This is a genomic window from Acinetobacter sp. CS-2 (assembly GCF_016599715.1).
Taxonomy (GTDB): domain Bacteria; phylum Pseudomonadota; class Gammaproteobacteria; order Pseudomonadales; family Moraxellaceae; genus Acinetobacter.
On sequence record NZ_CP067019.1, the window covers coordinates 2,699,643 to 2,719,622 of the forward strand.

Genomic DNA, 19,980 nt, shown 5'->3' on the forward strand with positions numbered 1-19,980 from the left:
TAAAGGCATGATTAAGCTGGCGGTCAATTTATCCATGATTTTTACTGAAGTGCCTCTGATTGAGCGCTTTGCTCTGGCGCAGGCTCATGGTTTTCAGCATGTAGAAATCCAGTTTCCCTATGAACTCAGCATCGAACAGATTCAGACCCAACTCACTCTGCACGACCTGAGCTTATGCCTGATTAATGTCCCTGCAGGCGACCTGATGCAAGGCGGTAATGGTCTGGCTGGCGTACCGGGTCAAGAAATTGCATTCCATCGTGCCCTGGAAAAGGCAATTCAATACGCCACAGCACTGAATGTATCCAGTGTGAATATTTTGGCCGGTAAGCAACCGCTTGATTCCGATTTGTTGCCTTGCCTCAATACGCTGGCAAAAAATTTAAAACTGGCGTGTTCCATGTTTGCTGTACACAACATTCAGCCGGTGTTTGAAATGATTAATGGCACCGACATGCCCCGCTTTCTGGTACAAAATATTGCCCAAGCCCAAGAAATGCTGGAAGCAGTACGACACCCGGCGCTAAAAATGCAATATGACTGCTATCATATGGCGATGATGGGTGAAGATGTACTACAGGGCTTAAAGGAAAATATTCAGGATATTGGACACATCCAGTTTGCAGACTGTCCGGGACGTCATCAGCCTGATACTGCACAAATTCCCTATGCAGAAATTTTTCAGTGGTTAAACCAAAGTACCTATACAGGTTTCACTGCAGCAGAATACAAGCCACAAGCGCATTCCAGCCATTCTTTTGCCTGGAAAGATAAATATTTTGCAAAACATCCACAAAGTTAAATTATGAACAGATTTGAAATTCAGCCCCAAAACCGCTATATTACACAGTGAGATATTGTCCGGAAATTAAACCTTTTATGAATTTAGAACCATCGCCCAGCGCTTCTAATTCTCTCGAACACGCAATGAATGCTCATGCTAACGATGTACAAGCTTGCTTAAAAGTTGTACATGAAGCCCTATTAGATGTAAAAGCAAAAGATATTCTAGAACTTGATGTCAGCTCAATCAGCAATGTGGCAGATGCCATGGTCATTGCCAGCGGCACATCAACCCGTCATATTAAAGCCCTTGCAGACAATGTTGCTGAAGAAGCACGTAAAGCGGGTTTCCGCCCTCTCGGCGTTGAAGGTGAACGTGATGCCGAATGGATCCTGATCGATCTTGGGTTTGTTGTAGTTCATGTCATGCTTCCAACAGCACGTAAATTTTACGATCTGGAAAGCTTATGGCGCGCAACTCCAGAATCAGTAGCCTAAATAAACTAAAAAAGCGACCTTCAGGTCGCTTTTTTAGTGCTGCTGTTTTTAGGATGCCCAGCCTAAACTTAAGACTGAACATGCATTCAATCAAGATTGCTGCCAACTATAGCCAAATACTTAAAAATATAGAACAATAGAAACATGGGATATTCAAAAGATTTTAAAGACAAAGTCATAGAAATTATGACTAGAGATAAAATGTCTGTGCGAAAAGCAGCACAGCATTTTAACGTCTGTATACAGACGATTCAGAATTGGAAAAAGTCCACTGTAACTAAACCTATTCCTGGTCGCCCAGCTAAAATTAGCAAAGAGCAAATATTGAATGATGTTGAACAATATCCCGATGATTACATCAGTGAACGGGCAGAACGTTTTGGTGTCAGTACACATGCAGTATTTAATGCGCTACATGCTGCAGGAATATCGCGTAAAAAAAGACGTTAAAGCACCCTAAAGCAGATCAAAATCAACGTCGGCAATTTCAGAACTTGATTGAATGTTTAGAACAACAATTACCACTGGTTTATATCGATGAAAGTGGTTTTCAAAGCGAAAGTACGAGATCGCATAGTTATAGCCCTAAAGGAGCGCGAGCTGAAGCTGAATTTAACTGGCAGTTAAAAAATTGTAGCAATGCGATTGGCGCATTAATCGAAAATAGATTGCTTACAGTTGGAGTATTTGATTGTTCAGTGAATACCGAGGTATTTGAATGCTGGATTGAACAGGATTTATTGCCAAAGCTGAAAAAAACCAGTGTATTGATTATGGATAATGCCACCTTTCACAAAGGAACAAGGCTTCAGGAGTTGATACGTTGTGCAGGCCATTACATTGTGTGGCTTCCTAAATATAGCCCGGACTTAAATCCTATAGAAAAAATGTGGTCACGAGTAAAAATGATTCGCAATAAATTTAGAGTTAAAGATATTGATAAATTGTTTAAAGATTACTGTAATGATTTATTTAGTATTTAGCTATATAATAAATGATGTAAATCCACGGACGGATATTTGTTCTTGATATCCATTTTCACCCGCGCATAGACCTGATCGGCTTTACTTGGGCCATAAAATTCGCAATAGCATTCATATGATGCAGTAATCACCTGAGCATAACTGGTGAGCGGTAAACATTCTGCAAAAGCAGCGTCATTCAGATTTGCAGATTTCTCAATCGCAATGCCCAAGGCTTGGACATGATTTTTAACTTCCGCATTAAAATCATTCAGATCAGCTCTAGCTACTGTCTGTAGCACGCCATTAATCAAATCAAAAAAAGCATCGGCAAAATCGGCTGAAATCAGCACCTCCATTTGCACTTTCGGCTGGGTATCCAGTAGTACCTGTTTTTCAACCGCCGACATCTCACATAACACCTGTTTCAACATTTCTTTGCGATGAATACGCAATTCATCGGTATTGCAAATGTCATTCATAAAACGATTGAGTACAAATGAAGGTTTGTCGCCATACTCCTGTTCCCAGTAACTCAATACCCGTTCCAGTACAGTTCCTTGCAAATAATGACTTAAACCGCGTTCAATCGCCTGTTTCTTTTGCATCACAGTGAGTAATTCATTTGGCATAGCGAAACTCCCCTTCTTGGTTTAGTGGCGTTTGGTAATATCATCTGTTTCAAAAGTCACATCACGCTGAAATTCAGGATAGGACAGCTCGGCATGTTCGGTATAATCCAAACCGCGTTGTTCATGTTGCGTGCTGACACGCAAGCCACCCAATATTTTCTCCAGCAGCTTAAAAGTAATCAGCGCGATTCCGAATCCCCAAGCAAATGCTGCCAGCACACCTAAAACCTGAATAGACACAATTTGTGAGTTAAACATATCGGCTTCAAAAAACAGGCCTGCAGCCACGGTTCCCCACGCCCCACAAAAACCATGAACAGTAACGGCATCCACCACATCATCCAGTTTTAATTTTTCCATGACGCTTGGCATGACGCTGACAATGAGCCCGGCAATGAGTCCAGTAATCACGGCAAATAAAGGTGACATGGTGGCACAACCCGCCGTAATCCCCACTAAACCGCCCAATGAAGCATTAATTGTGGTCTGCATTAGAATTGCCTTACCACGAATTAAGGCATACAGCATATAAGCCACTGCAGCAGCACAGGCCGCCAGATGGGTATTTAAAGCAATACGACCGATACTGACACTGGCATTCACGGTGGATGCAGCATTAAAACCAAACCATGCCAGCCAGAGAATAAAACCACCCAAAGCCACCAAAGGCAGGTTATGCCCTGCCAGATGGTGAGTTTGTCCATTACGCCCGAAACGTCCCAAGCGCGGACCTAGTACAATAATACCGGCCAATGCCACCCAGCCACCGATTGAATGCACTACAGTTGAACCGGCAAAGTCGATAAAACCCATTGCTTTTAACCAGCCTGAGCCCTCAAAAATACTGCCCCACGCCCAACTGCCAAAGACAGGATAAATAAGGCCACTGACCACAGCCGCCCCTACAATATAAGCAACAAAGTGAATACGCTCTGCCATGGCACCACTGGCAATTGTAGTTGCAGTAGCGGCAAACATCATTTGAAAGAACAACAGATTCCAATGCCAGTCATCCAAGTCATTGGGCGCAAAATGACTGGTGCCCATCCAACCTGAAGCGTTGACCCCAAACATTAAACCAAAACCGACTAACCAGAAGACCAATCCCCCCAGACAAGCATCCATATAATTTTTCATGAGTACATTGACGGTATTTTTACTACGTACAGAACCACTTTCCACCAGTGCAAAACCGGCCTGCATAAAGAATACCAATATACCGCCCATCACCACCCAGACACTGTCGAGCGATAAGCGTATTTCCTGAATATTCGCTGCGTTTGTCGCAGCTTCACTTGCAAATGCAGGTAGTGAACATACACATAACAGCAATGCAAGATACTTTATTATTTTCATGAACAGTCCCCCTAAAACTGAATCACAAAAATGCAAAAGAAATGCCAGATTATCGAAATTTATCTTTTTATTTAAAAAGACAGGCAAATGCCAGTTTTAACACAACTTAATTTCTAAAAATATCCCTCATCGGCAATACCTATTTAGAAATAAACAGTTAATTGCCATTTTATAAAGCATTTTTGCAATATCGCTTGATCAGGCAGCACCAAATAAAACAAGAAACCATAGCCTGATAAAAGTGTGCTCTGCACTATTCTTCAATTTAATTGTTGAAAAGTCATATATTCTAGAATTAAAAAACCACCCGAAGGTGGTTTTAATCTCCCTAAATCCCTCTTTATGAAAGAGGGACTTTTGAAGCGTGGATTTAGTGACCGCCGCCGTTAATGGCTTTAGTCATGTCTTCTACGACTTTCTTGGCATCGCCGAAAATCATCATGGTTTTTTCATTATAGAACAAGTCGTTATCCAGACCCGCATAACCGGTTGCCATAGAACGCTTGATCACCATAATAGTACGTGCTTTATGTGCTTCCAGAATCGGCATGCCGTAAATTGGTGAACTTGGATCATCTTTCGCTGCAGGGTTAACGACGTCGTTTGCACCAATGACTAACACAACATCAGTTGCCGGGAAGTCCGAGTTGATTTCATCCATTTCCAGAATGTCTTCATACGCTACATCAGCTTCCGCAAGCAATACGTTCATGTGACCTGGCATACGACCTGCCACCGGGTGAATCGCAAAACGTACTTTCACGCCTTGTTCTTTCAGGATTTCACACAGTTCTTTCACGGCATTTTGCGCACGGCCTTGAGCCATACCATAACCTGGAACAATCACTACGCTATCTGCATTTGACATCAGGAAGCCTGCGTCATCTGCTGAACCAGAACGGTGGTTACGTTGAACTTGCTCACCTTTATCTGCTGATGCAACTGCTGCACCGCCCATCGCACCACCAAACAAGACATTGATGATTGAACGGTTCATGGCTTTACACATAATGTAAGACAGAATCGCACCTGAAGAACCCACCAGTGAACCCGCAACAATCAACATATTGTTTTCTAAAGTGAAACCAATACCTGCCGCAGCCCAGCCAGAGAATGAGTTCAACAGTGACACCACCACCGGCATATCGCCGCCACCGACCGGTGCAATCCATACCCAGCCAAATGCAAGTGCCAGAGCAGTCATTGCCCAGAAAGCCTGCATGTTACCTGTTGAGAAGAAGATGAAACCACAGCTTAACATCGCCAGGAAAATAATCGCCTGTAGCGGTTTAACCCAGCCACCCGAAATGGTTTTCGCCCATTTTTTCGCAGCCAGTTTACCGTAAGCAAATACTGAAGCGGTAAAGGTAATCGCACCAACGAAACAACCTACAAATAATTCAAAAAGATGAACTTTGCTCATGTGGGCATGTTCAACACCCGCAGCTGTTAACGCCGCTTCATTTTGTGCAAATAGTGCCGTTAACTGGTTGTTATGCAGAATCGCAGCAATAGCAATCAGCACTGCAGCCAAACCGACTAATGAGTGCATCAATGCAACGGTTTCCGGCATTTGCGTCATCGGAACGGTACGTGCACGAGCAATACCTACGATTGCACCTAACACCATTGCGCCGCCAATCATCCAGACCACAGGATGATCAGCAACAAAGAAGGTGGTGATCACGGCAATGGCCATTGCAATCATACCGTAACGGTTACCGGCAATTGCTGTTTTAGGACCAGACAAACCACGTAAAGTTAAGATAAAAAGAACGGCACCCACCAGGTAGAACCAATCCGCATAGTCTCGAATGAATTCCATGTTTTAGCCCTCTTTTTTCTTTTGCTTTGGCTTGAACATTTCAAGCATACGTGCAGTTACGGCGAAGCCACCAAAAATGTTGATACTTGCCAGAAATACTGCGACTGCACCCAAAATACTGACCACGTTGATGCTCTGGAATTGCACATTGGCTTCAACCAAACCCGGAATGCCAACCGTCTGCAACATCGCACCCACCACAATAATCGATGACAAGGCGTTGGTTACCGCCATCAATGGCGTATGTAATGCAGGTGTAACGCCCCAAACCACGTAGTAACCTACGAAAATGGCAAGGACGAAAATTGTAATCGTTTCAACCATGATGACTCTCCTTAACCACGCTTCAGCAGCACTTGACCGCCATGAGTTACTAGCAGGGCTTTTTGAATTTCTTCTTCCGGATTGATGGCAAATTTTTTCTCTGCATCAAAAAGGGTATCGAGGAAATTAAAGACATTACGTGCATACAGTGCTGAGGCTTCGGTCGCAACTGTAGATGGGATATTCGGAATACCCAAAATGGTCACGCCATTATCCGTCACGACATTTTCGCCGCACTTGGAACCTTCCACGTTACCGCCTGATTCAACCGCCATATCCAGAATGATTGAACCCGGTTTCATTTTGGCCACCGTTTCAGCACGAATTAAACGCGGTGCATCACGGCCGGGTAACAGTGCAGTGGTAATCACGATATCGGCATTAGAAACAGCTTTATCGACAATGGCCGCCTGGTCTTTGATATATTGCTCACCTGGCATCCAGCCATAACCATTTTTAGCAGCGTCCGCAGCTTTTTGCTTTTCTTCATCCGACATTGGTACGTCTAGCCATTTACCGCCAAGTGATTCGACCTGATCACGTGCAGTTGGACGTAAATCGGTGGCTTCAACCACAGCACCTAAACGTTTAGCAGTCGCAATGGCTTGCAGACCGGCAACCCCAACCCCCATGATGACCACACGGGCCGGTTTTACCGTACCCGCAGCCGTCATGAGCATTGGGAACATGCGTTGATATTCTGCTGCCGCCAAAAGTACCGATTTATAACCGGCCAAGTTGGCTTGAGAAGACAGCACGTCCATGTTTTGTGCACGGGACAACGTACGTGGTAAAAGTTCCAGTGCAAATGCAGAAACCTGCTTTGCTGCAAACTTATCAAGTTCAGTGTTGCGATACGGGTCAAACATTGCAATCACTGCGGTGTTTGCTGCAAGTTTTTGAATTTCATCACCTTGAGGGGCACGAACTTTCAAAATAATCTGACTGCCGGTATAGGCATCATCGGTAATTTTGGCGCCGACCTGTTCATAGGCACTGTCAATATAAGCAGCTTTTACCCCTGCTCTACGTTCAATGACTACAGTATGACCAGCACTGATCAACTTCTTTACTGTTTCTGGCGTTGCAGCCACACGATTTTCACCGACCACAGTTTCGGTTGGGATTCCAATCTGCATGAGCGTTCCTCAAGCTAATTTTTCTTCAGTAAACATCGCGGTGAGCAATGTTTCCCCCAGGATGCGTTTTTGTTGAATTTTTGGATTCTAATTGAACTTTTTTAAATTACTACCCAATATTTATTTAATAAATACCCATATTTTGAACTGATGATTCATAAAAATAATAGTTTCATATAGGATTCGTCGGTTTTACTTTAATTTTAGCTCGTCTTCATGACTTTAAATGCCAGCCTGAAAAAGCCATGAATCTTTATCTTGACCTTCCCGCTCACCATTTCCAGCCGGCTTGTCCCACAAAATTGATCTTTCTGACATTCTTCCTTTAATCAGAATTTAAATAAATACCCAGAAAGTTGCTTGATTTACTTATCGACTAATTAAATTTAAATAATTTTCTCCCCCTTTATTGGCCAGAATGACATCTTGGATGGACTTGTTCCCTTAAAAAATAAGTGATTGTCTATCTGGTTTTGCCTAAATCAAGTCTGGAGCTGCATATCAGAAAAAATGCTGATTTTGCTTATTTTTATGTTTTTTTGTTATTTAATGCTTATTCACCCTAAGTCTAAGGTAATTCAAAAAATTAATTAAAAAAAATTTTACAGCCATTTCGCTTGATGATGTTTTACGCTAAATTTGTCTCAATTCAACATTTTATGCACAAATTTAGTGCATAAATTTATTTTTGATACTCATCTTCTTGTTTTTATTACTTTTAAAAGAGTAGGCATAGCGATATAACGTTTCTAAACAAACGTGTTTGAATAAAATTTAGACAAAAACAAAACTCACTTTCCAGAGAAGCCAAGCCAGTTGTCATTAACCTCTAAAAAATAACTCTAAGCATCAATCATTCCTAATTGGAATTATAATTCGCATCTTTTTGCATTTAACCTCGGGGCTTAAAAACTTTATAATTCAACTTTGTCTCGATCTTTTTCGGATCAGAAGCCCTAATCAAGCAGGTAAAATGAAACCGACTCTAAGCCAAACACAATTAGGTTCATTATTTGCGATTGGTGCTGCTTTCCTGTTTAGTATCAAAGCCATTTTTATCAAGCAAACCTATGCCTTGTCGCCTTTGGTCGATGGCACGGTACTGATGGCTTTGCGTATGGCCAGTGCCTTACCGTTTTTTTTGCTGCTGTGCTGGTTCAACCGTCATCATAATAAAGAACTGGCAGCGAAAGACTGGGGTTTGTTGATTGTTGCAGGGCTCATGGGTTACTACTTTTCAAGCTGGCTGGATTTTGTTGGTCTGATGTATATCAGTGCCTCACTGGAACGGATTATTTTATTTCTCTATCCCACACTGACGGTTCTGGCTTCCAGTGCCATTTATAAGCAGAAACTTAGCCTGAAAAGCATGCTGGCCATCGCCTTAAGTTACGGCGGTACGGTCATTGTGATGCTACAGGAACAAAGCAACGTTGCACATGAAGGTCATTTCTGGCTTGGGGTCAGTCTGGTCTTTGCCAGTGCAGTATGTTTTGCCGGGTACTTATTGCTTACTCCACGACTGATTCAACGTTTTGGTTCCTGGAATTTTACCGGTTTGGCACTGAGTATTGCCTGTATCGGCACCCTAACCCATTACATGATTGCCATGCCGCAGCCTTTGCATTTATTCACCCAGCTACCTGTCAGTGTAATTGGGTACGGCATTGCCTTAGGCCTGCTGGTCACAGTTTTACCGACGGTACTGATGGCACAGAGTATTGTCCGCTTGGGTGCTGCACAGTCTGCCATGATTGCTTCAATTGGCCCGATTCTGACCATTATCTTGGCCACTATTTTTTTAGGTGAACATCTAAATGCCATTCAATGGCTAGGCTGTATGCTCAATATCATTGGCGTCATGATGATTACTCTTGCTAAAAAGAAATTCTCACATTAGTTTTTGCCTGGTCTGATTCAAGCCTGCCGCAAACTAAAAAAATACGGCTTTTAAAATAGCCACAGAACGCTGAATAGAGATTGCTTTCGCCCTATATTTGTACGTCCAGACTGATAGGGCTTGCTATACTCTGCATGTACATTGCAATACCGGCAAACTTTGCCTACCTGAAACAAAACAAGGATGGTTATGAAAACTTCTCTCGACATCAGCCAGGATAAATCTTTACTCTGGCTCATGGCCATAGCCTGTGGTCTGTGTGCGGGAGCCAACTATTATTGCCAGCCTTTAATCCATTCCATCCAGCAATATTTTCATGTTCCTGAATCACAAGTCGCCTTAACCGTGACGTTTGCCCAGGTATCCTATGCACTGGGTCTATTGTTTATTGTTCCAATGGGTGACATTGTCAATAAAACCAAATTTATTCCTTTACTGATGGTCATGACTGCCATTGGTTTATTTCTATGTGCTTTTGCCATCAACTTACCCATGCTTTGGCTGGGAACCATAATTACAGGGCTATTTTCAGTCGCAGCACAGGTCCTGATTCCCCTAGCCACCATGGCCGTCAAACCTGAAAAAACAGGTGAAGTGGTGGGCTTCCTGATGAGTGGACTTCTGGTCGGACTACTGCTATCCACTAGTCTTGCGGGTTTAATGTCCAACCTGTTCAACTGGAAACTGATCTATATGCTCAGTGCCATATTGATGCTGATGTTAGCCTTTCTCCTCAAAACCAAACTGCCCCACATCAGCATACTAAAAATGAGCTATACGCAAATTTTTAAATCCATGGCGATTTTACTGAAACAGGAACCGCGTTTAGGATTTCGTTCATTGATTGGTGGTTTTGTATTTGCTTCCATGAGTACCCTGTTTTCGACCATTGCCATTTTACTGACCTCATCCCCATTTCATCTTTCCGATGTATTGGTGGGTGTTGTAACGCTGGCGGGAGTGTTTGGTGCATTGTCTACAACGAAAATTGTAAGCGTCCGCTGAACCCCATACCTATTTTTTAATTTTGGTCGGGTTGCCACCGGTGTGGCAGTAATTCTTCTATTTGGGTCACTTTATGTGTCGGTAACCTTTTCAGCACATCACTTAAATAGGCATACGGATCCAAGCCATTCAGCTTTGCTGACTGGATTAAAGTCATGATATTCGCCGCTCGCTGACCACTGCGCAGCGAGCCAGCAAACAGCCAGTTCTTACGCCCCAACGCCCAGGGACGCATTTGGTTCTCAATCCAGTTATTGTCAATCGGTAGATTGCCATCATCCAGATAGCGGCTTAAGGCCTCCCAACGTTTTAGGCTGTAGTTGATCGCCCGAGCGGTGGGAGAACTCGATGGCACCGTCAGATGATGTTGGTTGAGCCATTCATATAGTTGTTGCATCACCGGTTGACTATGCTGTTGCCGGTATTCGCGGCGGTGTTCTGCTGTACCATCGGTCTTTTTCCTGAGTTCGGCTTCTATCGCATACAGTTTCTGAATCAGCACTAATGCCTGTTCAGCGACCTGACTTTTCCCAGTTACATGCAGTTCATGGAATTTACGACGTGCATGGGCCATGCAGCCCACCTCAATGACCTGGCCTGATTTAAAGCGTGCTTTATAACCACTGTAATCATCACAAACCAGATGACCCTGCCAGCCATTCAGGAACTCTTCAGCATGCTGACCTGAACGGCTATCCTGAAAGTCATAGATCACCGCTTGAACTGGATTGTACTGTGTGGTGGCATAGGCCCAGACATAACCTTTCTTCGGTTTTTTCTCATTCTCACCCATCCGCATGATGGTGACCGGTGTTTCATCTGCATGCAGCACCTGCTGTTGCAGTACCACCTCTTTTAAGGCATTAGCCAGAGGTTCCAGTTCCACACCGCAGCGACCTATCCAGTCAGATAACGTTGATCTGGATAAATCAATACCCGCCCGCTGATAGATCAGACGTTGACGGTACAGCGGTAAATGATCGGCATACTTCGATACCAACACATGGCTGAGCAGTTCAGGTGAAGCAATGCCTTTATCAATCACATAGGCGGGCATCGCTTGCTGAGTCAGGGTGTCACACTGATCACAGACCCATTTACCACGCACATGCTGTTCCTTATAGAACTGTGCCGGTCTGAAATGCAGTTTTTCACTGATATCTTCGCCGATACGACGTAACTGGCAGCCACAACTGCATTGGGTTGATGCAGGTTCATGCTCAATACGGATGGTGTGTAGATGATCTGGCAGCAGTCGACGTTTAGGTTTGTTGACTGTGGCTTTCTGTGTCGCTGCATGGGTTTTATCTGCATTTAATCGTTCTAATTCCAGATCAACGGCTGCGATATCTTCTTCGACCGCCTCATCCCACAGATGGATTTGTTTTGCGGTGAGATGTTCGTTTTTACTGCCGAATTTATGCTGTTTAAACAGCGCCAGTTCATGCTCGTATTTTTGATTGAGAATAGAAAGATGCTGAACTTTAGAATCTAATTGCTGATTGGTGACTTCAAGATGTTGAACTTTGGCATCTAATTGTTGATTTGATACTTCCAGATGTTGAACTTGAGCATCTAATTGTTGTTTATCTTCTGCGAGTTGTTGATGCTGCATCGCCAACTGCCGGGTGAATTCCAGCAGTTGTTCATGGGTCAGTTGGCTTAAATCTGGCAGCGTATTCATGACCGCAGTATGCCTGAGGTCATGAGAAGAATGAAATAGAACGTTTGGAGGATGGCAGAATAGCCGAGCTTGGTTTAGAGCATCGTGACCACCTGCTGTCGTCCAATGCGCTGCCAAGGCAAACCCTGGATTAATGCCTGTAACTGTTCCGGGTTGAGAGCTACGCTTTCACCCTGGTGAACTTTAGCCCAGTGGAATTTTCCCTGTTCCAGCCGCCGGGCACACAGCCAGATGCCCAGTCCATCATGTACCAGCACTTTCATGCGATGGCCACGTTTATTACAGAACAGGTAAGCACAATGCGGTTTAATGTAGCCAAAGGCTCTCACCACCTGAGCCATGACAGTATCCATCCCTGCTCGCATATCCAGAGGTTGGGTAGAAAGCCAGATTTCATCGATACGGATCATGTTGCCAGCACCTTGAGTAATTTTGCCAAGGCAGGTATTTCTGATACTTGCCATTTCAAGCCAATTTCTGCTTTTGAGTGGGGTAAAGTAATTTGAACTTTTAACATGTCAGTAGGAGTAGGATCTAATGGTGCAGAGCAAGATAAGGCAATAAATGCAGGTTTATTCGGTAGTGGTGAGCGATCACTCCCTGGCTTAGCATCAATTAAGCGAATCCATTTGGATACAAGATTTGTATTCAATCCATGTTGCAAAGCGACTGAAGCAATTGAAACGTCCGGTGCTTTACAAGCCTGAACGATCTGCTGTTTAAATTCAGCACTGTATGTTCTTCGTTTTTTCGCAAGAGATGCGATGGATGTCTGATGATTTGTAGTCATAAATTTTAGTCCCCACTTGTTTCTAAGTGGGGACTAAATTAAGGCTTATAGGATGAATTCAGAAGGTGTGTTCAGCGGACGCTTACCGAAAATTGGCAAAATTGCCGATCAGGGCCATACCCAGTCACTGACCTGGATCGGCCTGTTAACGCTGATTGTGAGCTGGTTTTTTCTTTATTTCGGTGGGCAGTCTTTGCTGAGTTATATGATTGGCTACGGCGTAATCAGTCTGGGGCTCACCATTGTGCACACCAGTAATCAAAATATTATTTTCCGTCTACGTCCAGATGCCAAATCGCGGATTAATTCTATTTATATGACTTCTTACTTTATTGGTGGAGCCTGTGGTTCTGCACTCGGAGTCTATGCATGGCATCATGGCGGCTGGAAGATGACCTGTATTGCAGGAGTGAGTCTGGTACTCTGCGCTGCTTTTTTTGCATTTCTGGATATGCGTTATCACGCTCGCAGCGTGCCTCTTTCAAAATAAAATTGCAAATGAAACAGTTTTTGATCTTGCTGTCTATTTCAAATCATTCACCTCAGGATACTTGCACCACGGGATAAAATGGCTGATTGAACTCTATATTTTCGACATTTTCCAATAAAATTTGGATAAAGCTCGGCACCAATACAGATAAAACACTCCAAGCATTGGCTAATTGTTTCCGGTTAATAGCACTATTGTAGGTCGCTCCGCCTCGACTTAACTGTTGATATAAAGTCGTCAAGCGACTAAACAGGGATACCAACAGGCTGACTGAATCATGGTTTTGCAAGATGTGCTGGAGCTGTTGCTGTTCTGTGGCAAAAGCTGAGCGCCATGTTGCCTCACTGATTTTCTGATTACGCCAGTCCCAAAAACTTTGATAAAGATATGGATTACTCAGGAGTAATCGAATGCTTGAATGCTTTTTTTCCCAGAGGATGTGAAATATTTTTTGATCAACATCTTTATGGCACATCGAGCTGAGGAAATGTCTTAAGGTGTACTGTTCCTGATCGGCAGCTTGCTCCTGTGTATACAATGCATTAAATGCCACCCATACCGTAATAAACTGTAGATCAAGATCATCATGAAGTATCAGGGCTTTTTTAAACCAGCTTAAACTGCGCTGGATACGTAAATTAAAAGGCTTAGAATGTTCATTTTTTTTACTCCTATATATTTCTTCTAGAACCAACATATTATTTTCCCTGTTGTGGTCATATCTCCAACATACTAAAAAGTTAAATTACATACAAATTCTAAGCTGACTGCACAGTTGATTTTAAGACTTTAATAAAGGCAATGATCGCTGCAAGCGACTGTCGATTTTTCATCAAACCCCGTATAATCCGCGCTTCGGTTTTTCATTATTTCAGGTTTATGCCATGACTGCTCTGCAATCTTTACAGCCTCGCATTTCGGTTGCGCCGATGATGGATTGGACGTACCAATAAATATTACCTTTTTATAACAATCACTTATAATATTTTTAAATTTTAAAGGCGTAAATTTGGTGTAAAATATCCGGTCATTATTATTTATTCTGATAATTTAATAGACAATCAAAGCTAAAAAAGTTAATAAAATATGCTTGAGATTAAAACCCAGCATCATCAAAGTCTATGAATACTAAAAAAGCAATGCTTATCTCAATTACGTGCCAAGGTGATAGTCATAATTTATGGTATAGCATTTACTTGATGCAGCGTAATTTGAACAGAAAATAAGGCTTCCCACAAACTAGCAGAAAGCCCTCAACTCAATTATTTTGCAGGTTGTCCCCATTGGTTTGTTTCTTGCTTTGTTTCTGAAACCATCCAAATAAATAGAGGAATAATACCAATAATTGTCAATGAAATAAGCATCCACCATCCAGAACGATTCACATCATGCAGTCGGCGTGCAAGAACAGATAAGTTTGGTAGTAAAAAGACTAAATACATCAACCCCATAATACCATTAAACCCATCTTCACTTAAGTCAAGTATGGCAGCAATTACCCCTAGTCCAAATCCGACAATAATCTGGAATAGATAGAAGTACCAATACTCTTTACGTCTTGCACGCCCCGAGAAATCGACATACTTCCGCATACATTTCATTGACCAGTCGAGAAGGTTATAATTTTCTTCATCTTTTAATTCTACAGCTGTGCCTGTTGATGCAGAAAGTTGTTTTTTTGCTGGAGCTTGAGCTGGATACTCAAGATAAATACCAACAGCCTGACCAGATTCACTGATATCAAAGTCGACTTGCTGTCCACGGCTTGGGGAAACATTTTCTTTCCACTCAGCACCTGCAAACTTATATCGATTATTATCTTGACCAGTAATAATCCCTTCATTTGTTTGAATACTAAAATCTAATAATGTACCCTTCATTATGGTGTTGCCCCTTAATTTAATTTAATATTTTAATTTTCATTAAAATTTCGATTTTACAAAAAAGTGTTATATTTCATTTAATCAAATTACTATTTTAGTATTATCTCCTCATTAAAGGCAATGAATTATAAGAATAATTTATTCTTATTTCATTTTTAAACATATATGGATTTTTTGATCATTTACAAGTCTAATATTGATTGAATATGACTTATCCACTCGTCCAAGAATTCGACAAAGTCTCCGCCTGCTTCATTACCAACTCAATCGCTTCAGCTGCTTTGTCAGGTGGATACTTCCAACGCTGCAAGGTTCGACGAACTAAAATTTTCAGCTGAGCACGCACACTATCCCGAACCTGCCAATCTACTGTCGTTGACTTCCTAAGCTTCTCGGTAATTTCGCGGGCGATCTGTTTCAGCGTATCGTCTCCAAGCTCTCTGACGGCACTTTCATTGTTTGCCAAAGCATCATAGAAAGCGATTTCATCAGGATTCAAACCAAGTGCAGCTTCACGCTGCATCTCTGCCTGAAATTCTTTTGCCATTTGAATGAGTTCTTCAATGACCTGAGAAGTTTCAATCGCTCGGTTATTGTATTTCCTCAAGGTTTCCTGCAAACGGTCAGAGAAGCGTTTTTCCTGTACCACATTGTTTCGCGTCTTTGCTTTAATGCCATCATTCAATAACTTTTCCAGTAGTTCAACTGCCAAGTTACGGTATGGCATCTGCCGTACATCTTCTAAGAACTCATCTGATAGCAGACCAATGTTCGGTTTATCCAAACCACACATTGCAAAGACATCTGTTACCCCATCAGCAATGACAGCATTATCCAGAATCTGTTTTAGCGTACTGTCTTTTTCCGCTTGCGACAGTTTACGATCTACAGAGGTATGCTTGCTAATGACTGCTTTAATGGCTGAGTAAAAGGCAATTTCTTTGTGCAGGTTCTTCGCTTCATCCAAGGTGCTGCATAAAGAGAAGGCTTTATTGATTGCCAGAACTAAATCAAGAAAACGCTTTTTACCATCCTTCAAGCTCAGCACATAGTTAGCTGCGGGGATAATCAGTCGGTGTGCCTGAGTTTCGTAAGCACTTAAATCCATGCCTACCTGTTCATTGGTTTTAGCAAACATTCCCCGTATCGCATCCATCTTTTCAGCAAGAACCGCATAGGCTTCTTCTGCACGTAAAGTCGGCTCACCCTTCCCTTTGGCATCAGTATAAGTTTTTAAAGCTTGCTTCAATTCATTGGCAATGCCGATATAATCGACAACAAGACCACCCTGCTTATCTTTAAATACCCGGTTCACGCGTGCAATTGCCTGCATGAGGTTATGGCCTTTCATTGGCTTATCGATATACATGGTGTGCGTACAAGGCGCATCAAAACCTGTAAGCCACATATCGCGCACGATCACTAACTGCAAAGGATCGTTTACATCCTTAAAGCGTTTCTCAAGACGTTTTTTGACTTGCTTGTTGTAAATGTGAGGCTGTAACAATGGTTTATCTGAAGCTGAACCCGTCATCACAATTTTGATTTTGCCTTTTTCAGGATCAGGGTCATGCCAATCTGGACGTAAGGCAATAATCTCATTGTAAAGGTGGACACAGATCTCGCGGCTCATGGTCACAATCATGCCTTTACCTGCCGTCGCTTCAGTACGTGCTTCAAAGTGTGCGACTAAATCCGCAGCAATCTGTTTCAGCCGTGCTGAGGCACCCACCAGCTTTTCTAGTCGGCTCCACTCACTTTTAGTCTTTTCTCTGTTACCAACATCTTCTTCATCTTCTACAACCTCATCGACTTGATCAGATAAATCTTCAATTTCAGTCTGATTGATGTCCAGCTTTGCCAAGCGTGATTCGTAGTAGATTGGGACGGTTGCACCATCATCGACGGCATCCTGAATGTCATAGATGGAAACATAGTCGCCAAAGACAGCTCTGGTGTCTTTATCCTCACTCGAAATAGGGGTTCCAGTAAAGCCAATAAAAGCAGCATTCTTTAAAGCATCACGCATATGCTTGGCATAGCCGAACTTGTACGTGCCATCATTGCTTAGCTTTGCTTTTAACCCATATTGGCTACGATGTGCTTCATCTGACATCACAACAATATTGTGGCGTCCATTCAATAATGGATGCTCACTCTCACCATCTAGCAATGCGAACTTTTGCACGGTGGTAAAGATGATCCCACCAGACTCACGCTCAGCTAAAAACCTTCTTAGCTCATCACGGTTATTGGCTTGTACTGGCGTTTGTTTTAATAAATCTTGAGCATTGCTAAAGGTTTCAAAAAGCTGTCCATCTAAGTCATTACGGTCAGTGACGATTAACAAGGTTGGGTTGTGCATGGCAGACTGCTGTAAAAGTTTACCTGCATAGCAACACATGGAGATACTTTTACCCGAGCCTTGGGTATGCCAAACAACGCCTGCTTTTTTGTCCCCTGTCGGATTGGCTGCCGCAATGGTCGCTTGTACGGCTTCTCTAACCGCATGGAATTGATGGTAGCCTGCAATTTTCTTAATGGTTTTTTCGCCATCTGTTTCAAATAACACAAAGAATCGGATGTAATCTAAAAACAATTCTCGATCAAAGAAGCCTCGAATAACTGTCTCTAACTCCCATTCTAAAACGGGTTTATCATCTTCATTCTTGATCGTACGCCACGGTAAAAAGCGTTCCTGATTCGCCGTCAGTGAACCGACACGTGCTGTTACACCATCACTGACTACCAAAGCTTCATTAAATACAAACAGATCCGAGATTTCTTCTTTGTAAGTTTGCAACTGGTTAAAGGCATCCCAGATATCTGCATTTTCATCGGTTGGGCTTTTTAGCTCCAACACGGCAAACGGAATACCATTGATAAAACAGATGATGTCAGGGCGTCGAGGTTGTTTAGTGCCTAGAATCGTAAATTGATTGACCGCAACAAAACGGTTTTGATGCACATGATTAAAGTCCACCAAAAAAGCATGGTCGTGTACCCAATCGTCCTGTTTCTTATACGTAACAGGTACACCCTCCAACAACATACGATGGAAGGCACGGTTATTGGTCACTAAGTCCAGACTCTCAGGTTTACTGAGCTTCAATAAAACTTGCTCAAAACAGCTTACAGGTAAATGCGGATTCAAGCGTTCAAAGGCGGCCTGAACGTCAGCTTCCAACAAAATCTGTTTATAATCTTTGCGTAGGGGATTACTGCTGTCAGGCGCAATATCAATACCATGAATGACTTCCCAACCATTTTCAGCGAACCAGTCTAAGCATAGGTTTTCGAGTTGTGTTTCGTTCATGGATTCCCCCCTATTCATTCAAATTTTAAATTCTGACTTTTAATAACCAAGATTGCTTATTCTATAAACATTATCTTTTGTAACTGCTATTGAGACCTCATATCAGTTTGCTTATAATATGCCTAGCTCATCTACCATGCGTAGAAGGAGTAACGAGACCGTCCTTTTTGGGCGGTTTCAGCTTTTAAGACTTCCAAAATTCTTGCCATTTCTTTTTGTACCTCCTTCTTTGATGTTCATATTCGATATAATAAGCAGTCCAAGGAAGTACATACTCTCCACGATCTGCCACAATAACCATATAGCTAAAATCAGATAAGGCTAAAACATAACGCCATTCATTTGCCCCTCTTTTTTCCTTCCACCAAATCACTTGACTGTCTAATTTATGTGGTACTTCAGAAAATCGATCTATCATGCAACGTACCCAAGCGATCCGTTCGCAACGTCTAAAATCTGGTAATCTTTCTACCTCATCATCGCCAGTAGAAATCATGTGCCAAAAAGTAGCACTTTTACCTTCATATTCAGGGTGTCGTTTGAGTGCAACTCGCTTATTTCCCCAAATCGGGACACTATGCACAAAATCATGGATAAATTGCTGGTGTAACCGCTCTAGGTAATCTGACCACACACCATTCGAATCTTTAAAAAGTAGCAACTCTGGCAACCAATCTTCACTCATCTAAAAGCTCCATGAGGACGACCATGCCAATGAAAAATATTAAACTTACTTTCTCTTAATAATGTTGAACGAGTTAATTCATAACCCGATCTTTTTTTAATTCTTTCAATGAGTTGTTGTTTTGCAGAGTTTTCAGACAACCCTCTATTAATATACCCAACTGCTCCAAGCAATAAGTCTGCAAGTTGCAATTGCTCTACCGCATGAGATTCTATAACCTGTACCCGCTCTACAATATTACGGTTGAAATCATACAAGTTATTGCAAAGCACATCATGCAATTTATGTACTTTATCTGAACTCCGTGTGTCTTTTTTATCTAAATAAATCCGAAAGCTTACATGGGGCTTCAATACAGGCTCAATTAAAGTGAACATCATTTTATAATACCATTCATCATGAGTCTGATTAAAAAGATCATGATTAATCTCAGATTTTTGAATCACCACACTTCGAAAATGTAAATCATCATCATCAAAAAAATAATCTATAATGTCTTGATAAAATAAAACCTTAGATGGTGAGACTTTTGTCCACTTAATTTCAAAATCACTTGCTAGATTATGTCTTGCCTTAATTTCTCTTAGTCTAATTGCGATTTCTCTAGTTTTATCTAAAGGACACCAAATTAAACCTAGTGTCATTATTGTTTGCCCATCATTAGGTAAATGACAGCTTTCATCACAATAAATATTAAAAACACTCACG

Annotated in this window: 18 protein-coding genes and 2 pseudogenes; 7 read left to right on the plus strand and 13 right to left on the minus strand. The window is 42.2% G+C overall.

Translation table 11 applies throughout. The annotated features are described in order from the left end of the window. Window positions 1-7: 7 nt before the first annotated feature. The 4 genes from JFY49_RS13215 to JFY49_RS13230 all read left to right on the plus strand — a co-directional run bounded on the left by JFY49_RS13215 (window position 8) and on the right by JFY49_RS13230 (window position 2,264). Window positions 8-802 (plus strand): hydroxypyruvate isomerase family protein, encoded by a 795-nt coding sequence (locus JFY49_RS13215; RefSeq protein WP_200223177.1) that lies wholly within the window; start codon window positions 8-10, stop codon window positions 800-802. Window positions 803-879: 77 nt separating this feature from the next. Then, window positions 880-1,281: a ribosome silencing factor gene (gene rsfS / locus JFY49_RS13220; protein ID WP_166171389.1), complete on the plus strand. Its 402-nt coding sequence runs from the start codon at window positions 880-882 to the stop codon at window positions 1,279-1,281. Between the two features lie 144 nt (window positions 1,282-1,425). Further along, entirely contained in the window at window positions 1,426-1,731 is a 306-nt protein-coding gene (locus JFY49_RS13225; protein WP_004779997.1) for an IS630 transposase-related protein, read from the plus strand. Between the two features lie 44 nt (window positions 1,732-1,775). Beyond that, entirely contained in the window at window positions 1,776-2,264 is a 489-nt protein-coding gene (locus tag JFY49_RS13230) for a transposase (RefSeq protein ID WP_004779999.1), read from the plus strand. Here the strand turns inward: JFY49_RS13230 and JFY49_RS13235 are convergent. The 5 genes from JFY49_RS13235 to JFY49_RS13255 all read right to left on the minus strand — a co-directional run bounded on the left by JFY49_RS13235 (window position 2,261) and on the right by JFY49_RS13255 (window position 7,519). Next, the gene (locus JFY49_RS13235; RefSeq protein ID WP_200223178.1) at window positions 2,261-2,875 is read right to left on the minus strand and encodes a hypothetical protein; all 615 of its coding nucleotides are present in this window, start codon (window positions 2,873-2,875) and stop codon (window positions 2,261-2,263) included. The genes JFY49_RS13230 and JFY49_RS13235 overlap by 4 nt on opposite strands. 21 nt (window positions 2,876-2,896) lie before the next feature. Further along, complete coding sequence (locus JFY49_RS13240; protein ID WP_166171393.1) at window positions 2,897-4,231, minus strand: ammonium transporter; 1,335 nt, start codon at window positions 4,229-4,231, stop codon at window positions 2,897-2,899. Between the two features lie 370 nt (window positions 4,232-4,601). Further along, the gene (locus JFY49_RS13245) at window positions 4,602-6,056 is read right to left on the minus strand and encodes an NAD(P)(+) transhydrogenase (Re/Si-specific) subunit beta (protein ID WP_086195868.1); all 1,455 of its coding nucleotides are present in this window, start codon (window positions 6,054-6,056) and stop codon (window positions 4,602-4,604) included. A gap of 3 nt (window positions 6,057-6,059) precedes the next feature. Next, window positions 6,060-6,380, minus strand: a complete 321-nt coding sequence (locus JFY49_RS13250) for a proton-translocating transhydrogenase family protein (protein WP_086195869.1) — start codon at window positions 6,378-6,380, stop codon at window positions 6,060-6,062. Between the two features lie 11 nt (window positions 6,381-6,391). Beyond that, entirely contained in the window at window positions 6,392-7,519 is a 1,128-nt protein-coding gene (locus JFY49_RS13255; protein ID WP_166171395.1) for a Re/Si-specific NAD(P)(+) transhydrogenase subunit alpha, read from the minus strand. Window positions 7,520-8,492: 973 nt separating this feature from the next. On the opposite strand from JFY49_RS13255, the gene JFY49_RS13260 reads away from it, so the two are divergent. Both JFY49_RS13260 and JFY49_RS13265 read left to right on the plus strand, forming a co-directional pair. Further along, entirely contained in the window at window positions 8,493-9,419 is a 927-nt protein-coding gene (locus JFY49_RS13260) for a DMT family transporter (protein ID WP_200223179.1), read from the plus strand. A gap of 189 nt (window positions 9,420-9,608) precedes the next feature. After that, a pseudogene (locus JFY49_RS13265) lies at window positions 9,609-10,400 on the plus strand (MFS transporter); the annotation flags it as partial. Between the two features lie 40 nt (window positions 10,401-10,440). Here the strand turns inward: JFY49_RS13265 and tnpC are convergent. The 3 genes from tnpC to tnpA form a co-directional block, all read right to left on the minus strand. Beyond that, a complete protein-coding gene (tnpC, locus tag JFY49_RS13270; protein ID WP_200223180.1) occupies window positions 10,441-12,108 on the minus strand; it encodes an IS66 family transposase in 1,668 nt (555 codons plus the stop codon). Between the two features lie 74 nt (window positions 12,109-12,182). After that, complete coding sequence (gene tnpB / locus JFY49_RS13275) at window positions 12,183-12,518, minus strand: IS66 family insertion sequence element accessory protein TnpB (RefSeq protein ID WP_004828548.1); 336 nt, start codon at window positions 12,516-12,518, stop codon at window positions 12,183-12,185. Continuing rightward, window positions 12,515-12,898: an IS66-like element accessory protein TnpA gene (gene tnpA, locus JFY49_RS13280; RefSeq protein ID WP_200223181.1), complete on the minus strand. Its 384-nt coding sequence runs from the start codon at window positions 12,896-12,898 to the stop codon at window positions 12,515-12,517. Before tnpA ends, tnpB begins: the two co-directional genes overlap by 4 nt. A 91-nt stretch (window positions 12,899-12,989) precedes the next feature. Here tnpA and JFY49_RS13285 point away from each other — a divergent pair. Continuing rightward, window positions 12,990-13,388: pseudogene (locus JFY49_RS13285) on the plus strand (MFS transporter); the annotation flags it as partial. A gap of 52 nt (window positions 13,389-13,440) precedes the next feature. Here the strand turns inward: JFY49_RS13285 and JFY49_RS13290 are convergent. From JFY49_RS13290 to JFY49_RS13310, 5 genes are all read right to left on the minus strand, one after another. Further along, window positions 13,441-14,085: a HEPN domain-containing protein gene (locus JFY49_RS13290; protein ID WP_166171401.1), complete on the minus strand. Its 645-nt coding sequence runs from the start codon at window positions 14,083-14,085 to the stop codon at window positions 13,441-13,443. Between the two features lie 565 nt (window positions 14,086-14,650). Beyond that, the gene (locus JFY49_RS13295) at window positions 14,651-15,268 is read right to left on the minus strand and encodes a DUF805 domain-containing protein (RefSeq protein ID WP_200223182.1); all 618 of its coding nucleotides are present in this window, start codon (window positions 15,266-15,268) and stop codon (window positions 14,651-14,653) included. A gap of 214 nt (window positions 15,269-15,482) precedes the next feature. Beyond that, the gene (locus JFY49_RS13300; protein WP_200223183.1) at window positions 15,483-18,587 is read right to left on the minus strand and encodes a type I restriction endonuclease subunit R; all 3,105 of its coding nucleotides are present in this window, start codon (window positions 18,585-18,587) and stop codon (window positions 15,483-15,485) included. A 184-nt stretch (window positions 18,588-18,771) separates the two neighbouring features. Next, on the minus strand, window positions 18,772-19,272 hold the full coding sequence (locus JFY49_RS13305) for a hypothetical protein (RefSeq protein WP_071210087.1): 501 nt from the start codon (window positions 19,270-19,272) through the stop codon (window positions 18,772-18,774). Further along, entirely contained in the window at window positions 19,269-19,979 is a 711-nt protein-coding gene (locus tag JFY49_RS13310; protein ID WP_071210086.1) for a DUF3800 domain-containing protein, read from the minus strand. The genes JFY49_RS13305 and JFY49_RS13310 overlap by 4 nt, the downstream gene beginning before the upstream one ends. Between the last annotated feature and the right edge of the window lies 1 nt (window position 19,980).